This is a genomic window from Vibrio sp. 10N.261.54.E10, from assembly GCF_002877735.2.
Taxonomy (GTDB): Bacteria; Pseudomonadota; Gammaproteobacteria; order Enterobacterales; family Vibrionaceae; genus Vibrio; species Vibrio crassostreae_C.
The window spans coordinates 208757-226738 of sequence record NZ_MCXE02000001.1 but is presented as its reverse complement, the minus strand read 5'-3'; the positions used below and the strand labels follow the sequence as shown (position 1 = coordinate 226738).

Here is a 17982-nt window from a genome sequence, read left to right as displayed (position 1 = left end):
ACTCATTCTTAAACTCCTAATTTCCAACCAAGAGTACGCATCACATCAGAGAATACGCCAGCAGCTGTTACTTCAGTACCCGCGCCGTAGCCACGCAGTACTAGAGGGATTGGTTGGTAGTAACGGCTGTAGAATGCTAATGCGTTCTCGCCATCTTTAATCTTGAACATTGGGTCGTCGCCATCAACAGCAGCGATACGAACCTTACACTTACCTTCAGCGATTTCACCCACATAACGAAGTACTTTACCTTCTTCTGCTGCGATAGCTGACTGCTCTTTGAAGTAAGCATCCGCTTCTGGCAAGCGAGCCATGAACTCTTCAACCGTACCTGAATCATCAAAACCCGGTGGCAGAGCTTGGTCTACTTCAACATCTTCAAGTTCAAGCGCCATGCCTGCTTCACGAGCAAGAATAAGCAACTTACGCGCCACATCCATACCAGATAGATCATCTCGAGGATCCGGTTCAGTGAAGCCGTTATCTTTTGCAATATTGGTTGCCTGGCTCAGTGTCATACCTTCATCAAGCTTGCCGAAGATGTAAGACAGTGAACCTGAAAGAATGCCGTTGAACTTCTCAAGTTCATCACCTGCAGAGATAAGGTTCTGTAGGTTTTCGATGACCGGTAGACCTGCACCTACTGTTGTCTCGTACATCAGCTTACGACGTGAGTTGCGTGCAACTTCACGAAGCTGATGGTAGTAAGCCATGCTTGCTGTGTTTGCTTTCTTGTTTGGTGTTACTACGTGGAAACCAGCCGCTAGGAAATCAGCGTACTGCGCCGCAATACCTTCGCTAGACGTACAATCAACCAATACTGGGTTGATGATGTGGTTACGTTGAACCAAAGCCGCTAAACGCGCTAGGCTGAACTCTTCAGTCGCACTCGACATACGGTCACGCCACTGCTCTAACGGTAGACCATCGCTGTCTAGCAACAAACCTTTACTGTTTGCTAAACCACATACGCGAATCACGATGCCTTTTTCAGCCAGTTTGCCTTGCTGACGTTGGATCTGGTCAACAAGCTCGCCACCAACACCGCCGACACCCACAACGAATACATCTAGGAAGTGCTTAGAGTTAAATAGGTTCTCGTGACACGCTTTGATTGCTTCAGAGATTTTGTCTTCAGGGATAACCGCTGAAATAGCGCGCTCTGAAGAACCTTGAGCAATAGCAACAATGTTGACGTTCACTTCAGCTAAAGAAGAGAAGAACTGAGATGCTACGCCACGTGAAGTGCGCATACCGTCACCCACCAGCGTTACAATCGCAACGTCATCCATGAACTCAACCGGCTCTAACAGGCCATCTTTAAGTTCAAGTTCAAACGCGTCTGACAACACTTGTTTCGCTTTCACCTTATCAGCCGATTCAATACAGAAGCTGATGCTGTACTCAGAAGAAGATTGAGTAATAAGGACAATAGAAACGCCAGCAGAAGACATCGCGCCGAATACACGACTCGCCATACCTACCATGCCCTTCATGCCTGGGCCTGATACGTTAACCATGGTTAGGTCACTTAGCGTCGTAATACCTTTGATTGCTAGGTTATCTTCGCCAGTGTCTTGGCCAATCAAAGTACCTGCGCCTTGTGGGTTGAAGCTGTTTTTGATCAGACAAGGAATGTGGAATTGCGCAATAGGAGCAATGGTTTTCGGGTGTAGAACCGAAGCACCAAAGTAAGAAAGCTCCATCGCCTCTTGGTAGCTAAGAGACTTAAGAAGACGAGCATCATCCACTAAACGCGGGTCACAGTTGTAAACGCCGTCTACATCTGTCCAGATCTCACAGCAATCAGCACGTAGACATGCCGCTAGAACTGCAGCTGAATAATCAGAGCCGTTACGGCCAAGTGTGACTAGCTCACCTTTATCGTTACCTGCTGTAAAGCCCGGCATGATATTTACGTGACCTTTAGGCAGTGGCGACTGACGGAAGTTCTGAGTTGAAACGTCCACATCGACCATAGCTTCAAGGTGATCACCTTTAGCGTATAGGTATTGAACTGGGTCAATCAGGCTTGCTGGTTGGCCTTTCGCTTCAAGTACCGCTTTCATCAACTGGATTGAGATTCGCTCACCTTTACTGATGATGCGAGCATTAACATGGTTCGGGCACATACCCAATAGGTTAATGCCGTTTACGAACTGTTTTAGCTGAGCAAGAGAAGTATCAACCTGCTCTTGGAACGCAGAACCATCAATAGAAGGAACAACAGTTTGAATATCTGCAAACAGTGTGTTAAATGAAGATTCGATCTCTGTAATCTGTGCGTCAGCTTCACCATTTTTCAGTGCAGCTTCAATAACAGCGACCAACTTATTGGTTGTTTTTCCTGGAGCCGATAGTACAACGGCTAGCTCTTCTTGCTGGGCATTATTAGCGATGATATCAGCCGCTCGTAAAAAACGATCTGCATCAGCTAATGATGAACCTCCAAACTTTAAAACGCGCATCCCTTTCTCCATAAGTCATAAAAATGGTACAAAAAAAGGCCTGTATCTTGTTGGATACAGGCCTTTTTTTTTAAAATCCGTTACTTAGCAGCCTGCCCCAACAATGTTAATGTCGGTAATAATAATGGTTGTGGTCATTACTAGGTGGCTTACGTGCTGCATATCAAATTCTCTGCTTGTGCTTTACTCTACGTGTATCAATTTTTACCACTGGACGTCAATGAAAAGTTGCGTTTTTTTTACATTCGCACCGTTTTTCAGAGCAAACCGTCATTTAAGGGATAAAACACCCTGTATAAACCTTCACTTAAGATACTGGATTTACTCATTGAACAGGCAAGAGTGATCAATTGCATATATAGTCATAACAAAATGCTATATCGATTGTGCAGCGAACGTACAAGTTCTGTGCTTTAATTGAACGATAACGTTAGAAGAACAATAATAATGACATCAGGAGTGGGAAATGAAGAGATTACTTATTCTTTTGGCTTTTGCTATGCCTGTTGTTTGTTCAGCGAATAGCTTGCCTCTACTACCCAGCCAGATCGATAGTTCTTCTCATAAATTCTTTATCTCCACACAAAACGCGTCGAGTGAAAGCTTCGATACTTGGAAGATAGACAGTGGCTACTCTTATAGCTTGTTTTCAGATGTGGATCTTTACGTCGGTACACGTATCAATAGTGCGGCACTGAAACAGGAAAGTGGATTCTTGAGTGGTGTCAGTTATCAGTTCTCAGAAAGAGTCTCTTTTAACAGTTCTCTACACACCTATAAAGACGAGACCGAAGACAATGAGAAATCGGTAGCCGCAGAGGTTTCCAGCCGAGTGCAACTAACAGATAACCTAGATTTGCATGCCACCCTTGATTATGAAGAGTGGCAGCAAGGTGTTGAAGTGGGACTAGGGTTTCGCTTTTAGTCTCTTTAGCTTGTTCTTTATTAACAGATTAGTGCGGATTGAGATCCAAACTTTTAGTACATCACAAACCATTCCCCGTTCTAATCTATCAACGGCATTCAATTTGAGTCAGTTACGATTCAATTAACAGCTCAGATGAAATTAACACGCCATTCCAATCGGCATAAATATAGTCACCAGGCTGAATCAGTTGATTATGTATAGAGAGTGTCACATTCACTTGGCCGACACCGCGTTTCTCTGTTTTGAATGGCGATGCACCTAACGCCTGAACGCCAAGGTCCATTTGCGACATCATGCCTACATCACGCACCGCACCGTTTACAATCACGCCTTCCCAACCGTTTTCTATCGCGAGAATAGCGAGTTGATCGCCAAGCAGCGCCTTCTGGCATGAGCCATTTCCGTCAACGACAAGCACTTTGCCACAGCCGTCGGTCTCTAAAACCTCGCGAACCTTGGAATTATCGTGATAACAACGAACTGTTACAATTTTTCCAAAGAACGCACCACGTTGGCCGAAGTTCTGCAATGGCATGTTCAGTAGGGTGACTTCGCTTTCAAACTCATCACACAAGTCGGGTGTTATATCGTGCATATATCCTCCGTGAGTAAGGCGTTACCGGTTATGTCAGGCTAGCCTCTATGCTTTTATATGTTATTAAAATTAATCCTTTGTTTTCATTGTTCTATGCTCAATTTATTACTCAATAAAAGTTGATTGAGCATATTTATCTACTAGACTCTTAAGACAGCTTTCAGCTTCCTTGGTTCATAACCCGGTCTTTAGCAGGCAAGATGTGAGAGCCATCTCGAATAATCATTCTTGTTTTGGTGCTAAATAGTCACCATAACATTGGTTAAGTTGTAGCCATACTATTAAAGTTTGTTGCGATACGGCAATTGATGTAAATCAACAAAGTGAATGGAATTAACATTCTCGCGTTGTTAGCATGCTGTTAACATTATAGAATCCACTCCAATCACTAAAAGAATGATTGAAAGGCGTACTGGATCTACGTTATTGGGCAATACTTCAAGGAAGGCAGATAGCTGGAAGTAAGTGTTTTTTTGAAAACTTTAAGTTATCATCAAAAATACATTACCTGTATGTTATGTTTTTGCCTAGAATTTATTCTATTAGCACAGTTTCGTCACAAATTTAGGTACCGCCAAATGCAAACCCCGCAGATTCTTATCGTTGAAGATGAGCAAGTAACTCGTAACACTCTAAAGAGTATTTTTGAAGCAGAGGGATATGCTGTTTTTGAGGCTAGCGACGGTGAAGAGATGCACCAAGTGCTATCTGACAACCAAGTTAACCTTGTAATTATGGACATCAACCTTCCAGGTAAGAATGGCCTACTACTTGCGCGTGAACTACGTGAGCAAGCAAACGTAGCGCTTATGTTCTTAACTGGTCGTGATAATGAAGTTGATAAGATCCTTGGCCTAGAGATCGGCGCTGATGACTACATCACTAAGCCTTTCAACCCTCGTGAACTGACTATCCGTGCACGCAACCTTCTGAACCGTTCAATGAGCACAAGCTCTGTTCAAGAAGAGAAGCGTAGCGTTGAGAAGTATGAGTTCAACGGTTGGGTACTAGATATCAACAGTCGTTCTCTGGTTAGCCCAGATGGCGAAGGCTACAAGCTACCTCGTTCAGAGTTCCGTGCTCTACTTCACTTCTGTGAGAACCCAGGTAAGATCCAAACACGTGCTGACCTTCTTAAGAAGATGACTGGCCGTGAGCTTAAGCCACACGATCGTACTGTAGACGTAACAATCCGTCGTATTCGTAAGCACTTTGAATCTGTTTCTGGTACGCCAGAAATCATCGCAACGATTCACGGTGAAGGCTACCGCTTTTGTGGTGACCTAGAAGACTAATTCGATTCGCGCCTCTTACCATTTAGCACTACTCACCAGTAAGTGTTTTGAACACTAGAAGCGTCATCAATAGTTATTAAAAAGGGAGAATGCCAACGCATTCTCCCTTTTTTATTGTTCTTAATTGGATAAGATTTTAGTAAACCGTATCCACCTTAACGTCTTTCTCTACTAACCACTTCACGGTTTCGCCATCTTTAAGTTCCACCGCCACATCAACAGGCTTGTCACTGTCGATTTCTAGCTGCCATACAAACGCGACTTCCCATTGAGTTTCACTGTGTGTTCTTAAATCAAGATCGTCAGCCGTTACCAACAAGGTGTCTGCACCCTGTTTAACCGTAACACTTTCAACCGCAAGCGTTGCTGGCAGTTGTGAGTCTGACTCTAGGTAGATAGCACCATGTAGGGTCTTATCTTGAGTCTCGCCAATCGTTGGCATCTTGTTGTGCCAAAGGTTGCTTTTCATGGTAACTGTTGCTGCAGATACTTCGACTTGATTATCTTGCTGCCATTCTACTTGTGGCGCAGAACAACCCGCTAATGCCACTACACATGCGGCGAATGCTAATTTTTTCATTATTCTTCTACCTTTGATTTAACCAACTCTTTAAAACTTCAATGTCATTCTGGTATTCGTTATTTATCTCATCAACCCAATCTGAAATGTTCTCCCACCACGCAGGCAAATCTGGAGATTGAGCTTTCTGGGCAACTTGTTGGATGCGTTTCAGACCAATAGAACCTGCAGCACCTTTAATCTTATGTGCCTCAGAAACGATACTGGCTTTATCTTTCGCGACCATGTTGGAGTTCAATATTTCCATATACTCCGGCATCATATCTTCGAACATCGCGATGCTATCCAAAACCGGTTTCGGTCCAACAATATCAACATAAGACTCTAGCATATCAATATCAAGCAAAGTGGTATCAATTTCTGAAAGAACAGGCTTACTCGCGTCGACTTTATCAATGCTCTCAACCTTATCGGTGCCCGCTACCTTCTCAATTACCTCTGGTGCATCTTCGATAAGTTCACTGATGACATCTTGGATAGCTCGAACCGACAAAGGTTTACTGATCGCTTCGTCCATGCCTTTCTGGAAGTACTCTTGCTTGTTGTTTAATACGTTCGCAGTTAACGCCACCAAAGGCGGTAGCTGGCTGTATTTCTCGCGGTAGTATTGAGCAATATCGAAACCCGTCATATCTGGCAGTTGGATATCCAACAACACCAAATCATAGTCTTCAGGATTGAAAGCAATTTGCGCCTCTTTACCCGTCATCACGACTGTCACTTCATGGCCAAGGCTTTCAAGTAGAGAGCGAGCCACTGTGATATTGAGTTCAATGTCTTCGACCATAAAGATCTTAAGATTCGACTGTTTTCTTGGCGTTTTGATCAGAGCCTGAGTATCGTGATTCACTGGAACTCGAATCGAAACCGTAAAGGTACTGCCAAAGCCCTCTTCACTGATGACTTCAATGTGGCCATCCATCATATTAATTAGCTGTTGAGAGACAGCGAGACCAATACCCGTGCCGACAGCGTGCAAGTTGTCCGTGCCCGATTTCACCTGATAGTACATCGCGAAGATCTTCTCGATTTCACTTTCAGGGATACCAATACCAGTATCTTCCACTTCCATCGTAATGTTGGCAAAGTCACCATCAATGTCGGCGCTGACTGTCATCACCACTCCACCATCTTTGGTGAACTTCATCGCGTTACTAACAAGGTTCCACAGTACCTGTCTAAGACGAGTACCATCCACCTCAACAGCAGCTGGAAGATCAGACAATCTTTCTAGATCGAACCTTAACCCTTTCTGCTCAGCCATCAACGCAGAGATACTTTCGATCTCGACAACGAAATCTTCAAAGTTAATAGGCGTAGGGAAGAGTTCAAGCTTACGGCGGTCGAACTTATCCATATCAATAATATCGTTGAAGATATTACCCAGTGTCACCGCGCTCACCTTGATGGTTTGCATCTGCTTGCGCTGTTCGGTGGTCAGTTGGCTATCAAGCAGCATGCGGCTCAAGCCAATGATGCCGTTGAGCGGCGTTCTTAACTCGTGGCTAATAGTTGAGATAAAGGTGGTCTTATCGCGGCTGGCTTTTTCTAACGACTCTTGATGCTCTTTACGTTCAGTAATATCGCGGCCAAAACCAACCAAGCCCAAGTGACGACCATCTTTGCTGTAGAAAGGCACTTTACGCAGTTCGAAGTAACTCTTGCGGCCATCTGGGTATTCAAGCCATTGGTCATAAGTCAGTGCTTGGTTGTCAGCAAATACTTTCTTATCGGTTTCAACAACTTGCTGAGCGACCTCTTTACTGTAAACATCCCAAGGAGTTAAACCAACTAGCTCTTTTTCTGTTTTACCAGTGAGCTCTTCAACCGCACGGTTACAACCAGAGAACACACCATCTTCATTACGGTAGTAAATAAGGTCAGGCGAGGCATCGATAAACGAGCGTAACAGTGCAGTACGTTCTGCGAGTTCAAGCTGAGTACGCTCGCGCTGGAACACCTCGTTTTCGAGATCTTGCATTGCTTCTGCGCGCGCTTCTTCCGCTTTTTCACGCTCTTCAATTTCTTGATTAAGCTTCTCGATATTGAGCTGCATTTTATTGTTGAGTTCTTGGTCTCGCTCACGCATGTCGCCAAGTTTAGAGACCAATTTCGCTAACCTTTGACGTGATTCTTCCAACTGGTCCACGACCACTGACAGAAAATAAACCGCCCAAGGCGTGATCACTAAACCGAAGAAAACTGAACGGACAATGTCGATGTCATCAACATTGCCTTTGAGTGCAAGGGTGATACCGACTTGCACAACAACAGCGAGGGCAACAAGCGCTAGGGCGAGTAAGATAGAAAAGCGGACAATCCCCAGTTTTACGAGTAGATCCACGTAATACTGGGCAAGATTTTTCATGGGTTTCATTTAGCGCTCCATGCGATAAGACTAGCAACATTCTACCCTGTTTGAAGATGGGAGGTAAGCTAGCTACATCACACGCAGCAAGTGTTCAGCGGTAATTTCGAAGGTTAATTAACCAATACAAATACTAACTAAGCAAAAATAGCCGGGGATAATCAAATTGCCAATTTTATAGCGTTAGCGAATTGAGTATGGATGCACCATTGAACGGTTGCGACCGTCTGATTTCGCTTGATACAACGCACTATCAGCCAAGGCAACAGCCGATTCCATTTCATCATCAGGTGTAGGAATGTAAGAGATAATACCAATACTCACCGTGATGAATTCAGAGACTGTCGACTTCTCATGCGCAAGTTCCAATTTTAGGACTTCATCATGAATACGCTGCGCCACCAGCTGAGCACCTTCGGTCGTTGTATTTGGCAGAATAAAGCCGAACTCTTCACCACCATAACGAGCCACACAATCAGATGAACGATTCAACACCTGCTTAAATGCCTGAGAAACCTGAATCAAAGCATCATCGCCTTGTTGGTGTCCGTAAAAGTCGTTGTAGCCTTTAAAGAAGTCGATATCACATAGCATGATCGTCAGTGGCAGCTTCTCACGCACATGATAATGCCACAGTGTAGAGAGCTGTTCATCGAAACGACGTCGGTTAGACACTTTAGTCAGGCTATCCATAAAGCTGAGGCGTTCAAGTTCAAGGTTGGCTTCTTCAAGCTTTTGTTCTGCTAGATAACGCTCTGTAATATCACGCGCCATGATCAACACACCATTAGTGCTCGATGCTGGATCTCTAAACGGTGATTTGACTACATCATACCAAGTAAATGTTCCATCACTTGAGACCACTTTGTCGATATAACGCAGTGATTTACTTTGATGAAGCACTTGATGATCGGTTTCTGATATTCGCGTATAGATGCTATGTGGCACCACATCTTGTAAACGTTTACCGATCAAGTCACTGACTTCAGAGATACCCAGCGCAGCCACAAATGGTTTATTACACGCTTGATAAACCATGTTTTCATTAAAGATACCAATCGAGTCTGGGCTGGCCTCCAGGAGGTTTTGCAAGATGGTGTCACGCTGCGCAAGTGCCACTTCGGTATCTTTTCGCTTCTCCATCTCGCCACGCAGTTTCTGCTGCATGTCATGCCAATCGGTCACATCATGACTAATAGAGAGCGTGCCGATGGTTTCTCCATCTTGGGAAAGCAGCACACTTTGGTAGGTTTCAAGCAAGCAGCTTTTTCCATCTTGATCTGTAGTCCAAGAGCGTTCACTTACACGACCTTTTAATACTCCACCAGAAACACTCAGGGTGCCCTCTTCAGCACGACCATGCCAAAACTTTTTAAACGAGCGATTACTCGTCACTAACTGACCTTTCTGATCTTTCACGTAGATCAGCTCAGACAAAGAATCCAAAGCGGTACGAGCAACATTCAGTTCTCGAACTTCTTGGGACAGTTCTTCGTTAGTGTTTTTATAAGGTGAGGCGTGAATCATCCAAGCCTGCTTATTTCTAAAATGGATCTTACGACCGATCAAGTTGATCTTGAACGACTCAAATTCAGAAAGCGCCCACAGGGAGACCTGCTCGAAGGCTCGAGAGTTGATGTGGTTGGTTAAGTAGTGACGAAAGCTGTTCTCGCTTTCCACAGTAGGAAAGCGAAAATTAACACCGATTTGGCGGATACCAAGCAACTGCATGGCTTGGCGATTGGCATAGAGTATTTCGCCACTTCGAACATCAACAAAGTAGAGTGGCGACGGGGTAGCAAGTAGAAGCGTTTCGATATGCGACTGATAACGAGAATAGAGATGCCAGCAGATGAGAGCAATCAGCAATACAACAACGATATAAATACCGTAGCCATACGCCCTGTCCCACAACCAAGTCATTACCAGTTCCATTTACTCTCAATCTATACCATAAAATCTGCTAGGGAAATGTTACCACTATTTATTGGTTTTATCTGCTGTTACCTACAGTCACCCATTTCTATTAATTGGCCGCGTTTAAAACAGGCAACGTGTACTCGAATGCAGAGCCCGTTTTGATGCCTTGAGCACCGGTTTTATCCAACGAACGACCTATTTCAGTCATCGCTAACCAGCGGTTCTCACACCATAAAGGAGAAAGTAAGGTTGGGCGTCTCGCCGCTGAAGAAACACGGTGATAAACCACGTCCGCAGGCGTGCGTTGAATGATCTCACTCGCGATATCGATGTACTCTTCAAGGCTTGGGGCTTCTAGCTTTCCGGCCTTCCACGCCTTAGCCATGGTACTGCCCTCTACTATATGAAGGCCGTGCAGCTTAATACCATCGGTGCCAACGGCTAATACCTTGTCTAAGGTTTCAAGGTTATCCGCTTTGGTTTCTTTGGGCAGGCCAACAATAAGGTGGGTACATATCTTGATCCCCAAAGCACGAGCACGCCGAGTGATCGTTTCATACACCGCGAAATCGTGGCCACGGTTAATTCGCTTGAGGGTTTTATCATTGGCCGTTTGTAGTCCGAGTTCTAGCCAAATCTCGTAGCCTTGTTTCACGTAACCCGACAGCAGTTCCAATACAGAATCAGGCACGCAATCGGGTCTTGTACCAACGCAAAGGCCAACAATATTGGCACCCGGAGCTTTAAGGGCTTCTTCGTACATATTCTTGAGCACCTGCACTTCAGCATAAGTGCTAGTATATGCCTGAAAGTAAGCAAGATACTTCTTAGCACGGGCAATCTCACCCGCACGGTCTTTTAATTGATCGGCAATACTCTGAACCTGAGTTTGTTCATCGGCAAAAGACGCCACATTACAAAAAGTGCAGCCTCCACGGCCAATGGTTCCATCTCGGTTTGGACAACTGAAACCACCATGCAGTGTTAGTTTGTGAACCTTTTCGCCATAACGACGTTGAAGGTCTTGGCCGATAGTATTGACCAACTCGTGTAATTGCATATTTTCAAAGCACTCAAGTAAATAAGAATGAATATCAGTCTTTTTTGAAAAAAAATTACATCCCTGCAAAATTCGACCAATTAGTTTACTCAAGGCTTTTTGCGAGCAACCTAACAAATATCAATAAACATGCAAAAAATCGGCTCTATTTGCCTAATGTTGCACATTTGTTAGGCATTAAATTCAAAATAAAACGAAAAAAATGGTCTACATGGGTCAACTTTCATTGCAATTCGCCTAGACAAAATTGTAGGATACTTACACATATTGGCTATTTTTGAGTATTTACTTACAACGAAAACTTGCTAATAAGTCGGTGATATCTAACTCCCACCTATATAAACCACTAGTTTGTGGTTAAAAATAAACAGGTATCACTAAGGATTGTTTTTCTCGCAATACTTTTCCTGCGAGATACGGAAAGGATTCAAACCGCCAGCATAGGCAGGTTTAGACCCATAAATATAAAAGGACAAGGCTGACTTTATACAAATAAGTTGCGCCTAGATTTAACTGGAAGGATGTATCTATGGTAGATCAAGAGCAGAACTCACAGGGTCTGTATACTCCTGAATTGGAGCATGACGCTTGTGGTATCGGTTTTGTTGCGCATCTAAAGAATCGCAAATCTCATGATGTAGTAACTCAAGCACTCGATATGCTTGCACGTATGGAACACCGTGGCGGCCAAGGCTGCGATCCGTGTTCTGGTGATGGTGCAGGTATCCTGCTACAGAAGCCGCACGAATTCTTACTAGAAGAAGCCGTAAAGCTTGGAATTAAGCTGCCATCTTTTGAAAAATATGGTGTTGGTGTTGTACTTTTCCCTAAAGATGAACACAAACGTGCACAGTGTCGTGACATTCTAGAACGCAATGCACAACGCCTTGAGTTAGAAGTTATCGGTTACCGTGAACTTCCAACGGACAATTCAATGATTGGTGCTGACCCACTAAGCACTGAACCTCAATTTGAACACGTATTTATTTCTGGCGGCCCTGGTATCACACCAGAAGAGCTTGAGCGTAAACTGTATGTTCTACGTAACTACACGGTTCGTGTATGCCTAGAAAGCGTTTCAAATATCGGTGATGACTTCTACATCAACTCTATGTCTTACAAGACATTGGTGTACAAAGGTCAGCTAACAACTGAACAAGTTCCTCAGTACTTCCTAGATCTGCAAAACCCAACCATGGTGACAGCTCTAGCACTAGTACACTCTCGCTTCTCTACCAATACATTCCCACGTTGGCGTCTAGCTCAGCCTTTCCGTTACATCGCGCACAATGGCGAAATCAATACGGTTCGCGGCAACCTGAACTGGATGAAAGCACGTGAAGCAATCCTAGAATCGGATCTGTTTACACAAGCTGAAATCGACATGCTGCTTCCTATCTGTCAGGAAGGTAGTTCGGATTCATCAAACTTCGATATGGCACTGGAACTACTTGTTCTTTCAGGTCGTACTCTGCCACACGCGTTGATGATGATGATCCCGGAAGCATGGCAAGAAAACAAAAACATGGATCCAACTCGTCGTGCGTTCTACCAGTACCACGCGAACGTAATGGAACCATGGGATGGCCCAGCATCAGTATGTTTCACCGATGGTGTTCAAGTAGGTGCAACACTTGACCGTAACGGTCTGCGTCCTTCTCGCTACACAGTAACTAAAGACGACTTCCTAGTAATGGCGTCTGAGTCTGGTGTTGTTGAGATTGCACCTGAAAACGTTGAGTACCGTGGTCGTCTACAACCAGGTCGTATCTTCGTTGCTGACCTTGAGCAAGGCCGCATCATTTCTGATGAAGAAGTGAAAGACAGCATTGCTAAAGCACAACCTTACGAAAAGTGGGTTGAAGAGAACCTTCTGAGCCTGAAAAAGCTACCGGATGCGAGCAACGAATTTAGCCAACCTTCTCCAGAGAAACTACTACACAAACAACAATCGTTTGGCGTGAGTTCTGAAGAAGTAAACGAAATCATTCTACCTCTTGCGAAAACAGGCTACGAGCCACTTTCTGCAATGGGTGCTGACTGGCCGCTAGCGATTCTTTCTCACCAATCGCAGCACCTTTCAAACTACTTCAAACAGTTGTTTGCACAAGTAACTAACCCGCCGATCGACCCGATTCGTGAGCGCATGGTTATGTCTCTGAACACTTACCTAGGTAAAGACCAGAACTTACTTGCTGAAACACCTGAGCACTGTCAAAAAGTAGAACTTGAGTCTCCAGTACTGTCTAACTCTGAGTTAGAAAAACTGCGTGCAATCGATAACGAGCACCTTCAGGCGAAGACGCTGGATATCGTATTCCAAGCAAATGGCGACCAAGGTAAGTTAGAGCGCGCACTTAAGCGTATCTGCCAATACGCAGAAGACGCAGTGATTGATGGCTACTCTATCATCCTACTGACAGACCGTGCGGTTAACTCTAACCATGCCGCTATTCCAGCAATGCTGGCGGTTGGCGCGGTTCACCACCACCTAATCCGTAAAGGTCTACGTGCTAAGTGTGACATCGTTGTTGAAACGGGCGACGCTCGTGAGACACACCACTTTGCAACGCTTATCGGTTATGGTGCAAACGCAGTTAACCCATACCTAGTTATTGAAACGATTGTTGAACTGCAACGTACTAAGAAGCTAGATCCAAACGTACACCCACGTGAGTTATTCGATAACTACCGTAAAGGTGTTAACGGCGGTCTACTTAAGATCTTCTCTAAGATGGGGATCTCTACGCTGCAGTCTTACCACGGTGCACAAATCTTTGAAGCACTTGGTGTTAGCAAATCAGTGGTTGAAAAATACTTCACAGGTACTGTTTCTCGTATCCAAGGTCTAACGATCGACGATATCGCGCGAGAAGTATTGGTTCGTCACCGTGTTGGTTACCCAGCTCGTGAAATTCCAGCTCAGATCCTTGATGTTGGTGGTGTTTACCAGTGGAAACAACGTGGTGAGAAACACTTATTCAACCCAGAAACGATTTCTCTACTTCAAGAATCGACGCGTAACAAAGATTACGGTCAGTTCAAGAAGTACGCAAAAGCAGTTGATGACCAAGGCGACAACGCAGCAACGCTACGTAGCCAACTGGACTTCATCAAGAACCCTGCAGGCTCTATTCCTCTAGCAGAAGTAGAACCAATCGAGAACATTCTTAAGCGTTTCGCAACCGGCGCAATGAGCTTTGGTTCAATCTCGCATGAGGCTCACTCAACACTGGCTGTTGCGATGAACCGCATTGGCGCGAAATCAAACTCAGGTGAAGGTGGTGAAGATCCAGCACGTTTCGAACGTAAAGAAAACGGCGACTGGGAACGTTCAGCAATCAAACAGGTGGCTTCTGGTCGCTTTGGTGTAACGTCTTACTACCTATCTAACGCTGATGAGCTACAAATCAAGATGGCTCAAGGTGCGAAACCGGGCGAAGGTGGTCAACTACCTGGTGATAAGGTTGATGACTGGATCGGCGCAACGCGTCACTCGACTCCAGGCGTAGGTCTAATCTCACCACCGCCACACCACGATATCTACTCAATCGAAGATTTGGCTCAGCTAATCTACGATCTGAAGAACGCGAACCGTAACGGCCGTGTCAACGTGAAGCTAGTATCAGAAGCTGGCGTAGGTACGATTGCATCAGGTGTAGCAAAAGCGAAAGCTGACGTAGTACTTATCGCAGGTTTCGATGGTGGTACGGGTGCATCTCCGATGTCTTCTATCCGTCACACAGGTCTGCCTTGGGAACTAGGTCTAGCAGAAACGCACCAAACACTACTGAAAAACGGCCTACGTAACCGTATCGTTGTTCAGTCTGATGGTCAGATGAAAACACCACGTGACCTTGCAGTAGCAACGTTACTTGGCGCGGAAGAATGGGGCGTAGCAACAGCAGCATTGGTTGTTGAAGGCTGTATCATGATGCGTAAGTGTCACAAGAATACCTGTCCTGTTGGTATCGCAACACAAAACAAAACTCTGCGTGAGCGTTTCGACGGCCGCGTAGAAGACGTAGTGACTTTCTTCCAATACATGGCTGAAGGTCTGCGTGAGGTAATGGCTGAACTTGGCTTCCGCTCTATCGATGAGATGGTAGGTCAATCGCACAAACTTAAAGTTCGTGACGACATCGGCCACTGGAAGTACAAGAACCTAGATCTAACACCTGTACTGCACATTGAGCAGGCACGTGAAGAAGATGGTATCTACAACCAGACGCAACAAAACCACAACCTAGAAGACGTTCTAGACCGCAAGTTGATTCAAGCTGCGATTCCAGCTCTTGAGAAAGGCGAAGCCGTGAATGCGAGCTTCCCTATCATCAACACGGACCGCTCTGCTGGTACCATGCTGTCGAACGAAATCTCGAAGGTTTACAAAGACCAAGGTTTACCACAACCAATGAACGTTAAGTTCCACGGTAGTGCTGGCCAATCTTTCGGTGCGTTCCTTGCGAAAGGCGTTAAGTTCGAAGTAGAAGGCGACGCGAACGATTACTGGGGTAAAGGTCTGTCTGGCGGTACTTTGGTACTGTACCCAGATGCGAAATCTTCTATCGTTGCTGAAGATAACATCGTGGTTGGTAACGTATGTTTCTACGGTGCGACCTCAGGTGAATCTTTCATTCGCGGTATGGCAGGCGAACGTTTCTGTGTTCGTAACTCAGGTGCGAAGGTTGTTGTTGAGGGCGTTGGTGACCACGGTTGTGAATACATGACTGGTGGTGTTGCCATTATCCTTGGTTCAACAGGTCGTAACTTTGCTGCGGGCATGAGTGGCGGTGTTGCTTATGTTTGGGACAAAGCGGGTGACTTCGAAACCAAGCTCAACCCTGAACTTGTAGACCTAGATCCAATTGAACAAGAAGATAAAGATCTTCTACTGGATATGCTAACTAAGCATGTTGAATTCACAGGAAGTGAAGTTGCTCAATCTTTCCTAGACAACTTTGAAGCAAGTGTTGCATCGCTAGTTAAAGTAATGCCACGCGACTACAAAGCTGTTCTTGAAAAGCGTAAAGCTGAAGCACAACAGGCACAAACGGAAGAAGTGGAGGCAGTATAATGGGTAAGCCTACTGGATTTTTAGAACACGGTCGTGAGCTTCCAAAGAAGCTCGACCCGTCAGTTCGAATTGAAGACAACAAAGAGTTCGTACTTAACGAAGAGTTTGGTGAAAAGATCAATACTCAAGCCTCTCGTTGTATGGACTGTGGCGTACCTTTCTGTCACAACGGCTGTCCGATTGGTAACATCATCCCAGAATTCAATGATGCGGTTTACCGTGACAGCTGGGAAGAGGCTTGGAATATCCTAAGCTCTACCAACAACTTCCCTGAGTTTACCGGTCGTGTTTGTCCTGCTCCTTGTGAAAGTGCCTGTGTTCTTGGTATCAACCAAGACCCAATCACTATCTGTAATATCGAGAAAACGATTGTTGAAACTGCGTACCGTGAAGGGTACGCAAAACCTAAAACACCACGCTCTCGCACAGGTAAAACTGTCGCAGTTATCGGTTCAGGTCCTGCTGGCTTAGCCGCAGCGGAGCAGCTAAACAGCGCTGGTCACTCGGTAACGGTATTTGAACGTGACGAGAAAGTCGGTGGTCTACTTCGCTTCGGTATCCCAGACTTCAAACTGGGTATGGACGTGATTGATCGTAAGATCAACCTAATGGCTGAAGCGGGCGTTGAGTTTAAAGTTAACCAACACATCGGTGTTGATGTTAACGCTCAGCAGCTACGCCAAGAGTTTGATGTGGTATTGCTAACGGGTGGTTCTACGGTTCCACGTGACTTGCCAATCCCTGGTCGTGAGTTGAAAGGCGTTCACTTTGCCATGGAATTCCTTGGTCAAAACAACCGCCGTGCTAACAACCTAGATCTTAAAACAGAAGAGATTCACGCTAAAGATAAGCACGTTGTGGTTATCGGTGGTGGTGATACTGGTTCTGACTGTGTGGGCACATCAAACCGTCATAAGGCAGCGAGCATTACTCAGGTTGAGATCATGCCGATCCCACCAGAGAAGCGCCCTGCAAACATGCCTTGGCCTCAATACCCAATGATCATGAAAACCACCACTTCTCACGAAGAAGGTTGTGAACGTCACTGGAACATCTTAACCAAAGAGTTCATCGGTAACGAGCAAGGTCAAGTGACGGGTCTACGTATTGCTGACATCGTTTGGCAAGATGCGAAACCAGGTGAGCGTCCAGGCTTTGATGAAGTCGCGAACTCTGAACGTGTTATTCCTTGTGACATGGCATTCCTAGCAATGGGCTTCTTACACCCGGAGCCAACCGGCGTGCTTGCTCAACTAGACATTAAACTGGACGAGCGCGGTAACGTCGCTTCTGAAGGTTTTGCAACGAACCAGAAAGGCGTTTTCGCTGCTGGTGATATGCGTACTGGTCAATCTCTAGTTGTACGTTGTATTAATGAAGGTCGTGAATGTGCGATTGCGATTGATGACTTCTTAATGGGTAACTCAAACTTAGAAGCGAAAGCTGATTCACTCATGCTTTCCGCATAATATTTCTCGGGCTAACGTCAATGACGTTAGCCTAGAGGAAAAGCAACACCCTTCCTAACTTTTATATTTGGCTAGCACTCGATGCTAGCCTTTTTTCTATCTGGCCTTTGGCGCTTTCAAAATCACCCTGTTGTATATGTTAAATCTCGTTAACATCTACCTTCTATATCTCATTGATATCCATCGACTATTTTAGATTATTAAGTGGCTAATCGCGTTTAT

General features: G+C 45.1%; 10 protein-coding genes, 1 pseudogene and 1 other annotated feature. Of the genes and pseudogenes, 5 read left to right on the top strand and 6 right to left on the bottom strand.

The annotated features are described in order from the left end of the window. Positions 1-8 precede the first annotated feature (8 nt). Entirely contained in the window at positions 9-2468 is a 2460-nt protein-coding gene (gene thrA, locus BCU07_RS00910; RefSeq protein WP_102428208.1) for a bifunctional aspartate kinase/homoserine dehydrogenase I, read from the bottom strand. A 29-nt stretch (positions 2469-2497) separates the two neighbouring features. Then, positions 2498-2617, bottom strand: a sequence feature (Thr leader region). 317 nt (positions 2618-2934) lie between these two features. Between thrA and BCU07_RS00905 the strand changes: the two genes are divergently transcribed. Then, positions 2935-3393 carry a hypothetical protein gene (locus tag BCU07_RS00905; protein ID WP_017070076.1) on the top strand — a complete coding sequence of 153 codons (459 nt, stop codon included), beginning with the start codon at positions 2935-2937 and terminating at the stop codon, positions 3391-3393. 112 nt (positions 3394-3505) lie between these two features. On the opposite strand, the gene BCU07_RS00900 is transcribed toward BCU07_RS00905, so the two are convergent. Beyond that, positions 3506-3991 (bottom strand): putative 4-hydroxy-4-methyl-2-oxoglutarate aldolase, encoded by a 486-nt coding sequence (locus BCU07_RS00900; RefSeq protein WP_017059310.1) that lies wholly within the window; start codon positions 3989-3991, stop codon positions 3506-3508. A gap of 47 nt (positions 3992-4038) precedes the next feature. On the opposite strand from BCU07_RS00900, the pseudogene BCU07_RS00895 reads away from it, so the two are divergent. Next, positions 4039-4140: pseudogene (locus BCU07_RS00895) on the top strand (ribonuclease activity regulator protein RraA); the annotation flags it as partial. Between the two features lie 429 nt (positions 4141-4569). After that, entirely contained in the window at positions 4570-5286 is a 717-nt protein-coding gene (gene arcA / locus BCU07_RS00890; RefSeq protein WP_004741534.1) for a two-component system response regulator ArcA, read from the top strand. 136 nt (positions 5287-5422) lie between these two features. Here arcA and BCU07_RS00885 read toward each other — a convergent pair whose 3' ends face one another. The 4 genes from BCU07_RS00885 to BCU07_RS00870 form a co-directional block, all read right to left on the bottom strand. Beyond that, entirely contained in the window at positions 5423-5866 is a 444-nt protein-coding gene (locus BCU07_RS00885) for a hypothetical protein (RefSeq protein WP_017062884.1), read from the bottom strand. A gap of 7 nt (positions 5867-5873) precedes the next feature. Beyond that, positions 5874-8243, bottom strand: coding sequence for an aerobic respiration two-component sensor histidine kinase ArcB (arcB, locus tag BCU07_RS00880; protein WP_017062885.1), 2370 nt, complete (start codon positions 8241-8243; stop codon positions 5874-5876). A gap of 174 nt (positions 8244-8417) precedes the next feature. Beyond that, positions 8418-10169 carry a diguanylate cyclase domain-containing protein gene (locus BCU07_RS00875; protein WP_017059307.1) on the bottom strand — a complete coding sequence of 584 codons (1752 nt, stop codon included), beginning with the start codon at positions 10167-10169 and terminating at the stop codon, positions 8418-8420. Between the two features lie 91 nt (positions 10170-10260). Further along, positions 10261-11214, bottom strand: coding sequence for a TIGR01212 family radical SAM protein (locus BCU07_RS00870; protein WP_102428209.1), 954 nt, complete (start codon positions 11212-11214; stop codon positions 10261-10263). A gap of 529 nt (positions 11215-11743) precedes the next feature. Here BCU07_RS00870 and gltB point away from each other — a divergent pair. Next, positions 11744-16291 (top strand): glutamate synthase large subunit, encoded by a 4548-nt coding sequence (gene gltB / locus BCU07_RS00865; protein ID WP_017059305.1) that lies wholly within the window; start codon positions 11744-11746, stop codon positions 16289-16291. Further along, on the top strand, positions 16291-17760 hold the full coding sequence (locus BCU07_RS00860) for a glutamate synthase subunit beta (RefSeq protein ID WP_017066517.1): 1470 nt from the start codon (positions 16291-16293) through the stop codon (positions 17758-17760). The genes gltB and BCU07_RS00860 overlap by 1 nt, the downstream gene beginning before the upstream one ends. Positions 17761-17982: the final 222 nt, after the last annotated feature.

Coding starts and splice junctions, on each gene's coding strand:
- thrA (WP_102428208.1), bottom strand. CDS start 2,468: ATGCGCGTTTTAAAGTTTGGAGGTTCATCATTAGCTGATGCAGATCGT.
- BCU07_RS00905 (WP_017070076.1), top strand. CDS start 2,935: ATGAAGAGATTACTTATTCTTTTGGCTTTTGCTATGCCTGTTGTTTGT.
- BCU07_RS00900 (WP_017059310.1), bottom strand. CDS start 3,991: ATGCACGATATAACACCCGACTTGTGTGATGAGTTTGAAAGCGAAGTC.
- arcA (WP_004741534.1), top strand. CDS start 4,570: ATGCAAACCCCGCAGATTCTTATCGTTGAAGATGAGCAAGTAACTCGT.
- BCU07_RS00885 (WP_017062884.1), bottom strand. CDS start 5,866: ATGAAAAAATTAGCATTCGCCGCATGTGTAGTGGCATTAGCGGGTTGT.
- arcB (WP_017062885.1), bottom strand. CDS start 8,243: ATGAAACCCATGAAAAATCTTGCCCAGTATTACGTGGATCTACTCGTA.
- BCU07_RS00875 (WP_017059307.1), bottom strand. CDS start 10,169: ATGGAACTGGTAATGACTTGGTTGTGGGACAGGGCGTATGGCTACGGT.
- BCU07_RS00870 (WP_102428209.1), bottom strand. CDS start 11,214: ATGCAATTACACGAGTTGGTCAATACTATCGGCCAAGACCTTCAACGT.
- gltB (WP_017059305.1), top strand. CDS start 11,744: ATGGTAGATCAAGAGCAGAACTCACAGGGTCTGTATACTCCTGAATTG.
- BCU07_RS00860 (WP_017066517.1), top strand. CDS start 16,291: ATGGGTAAGCCTACTGGATTTTTAGAACACGGTCGTGAGCTTCCAAAG.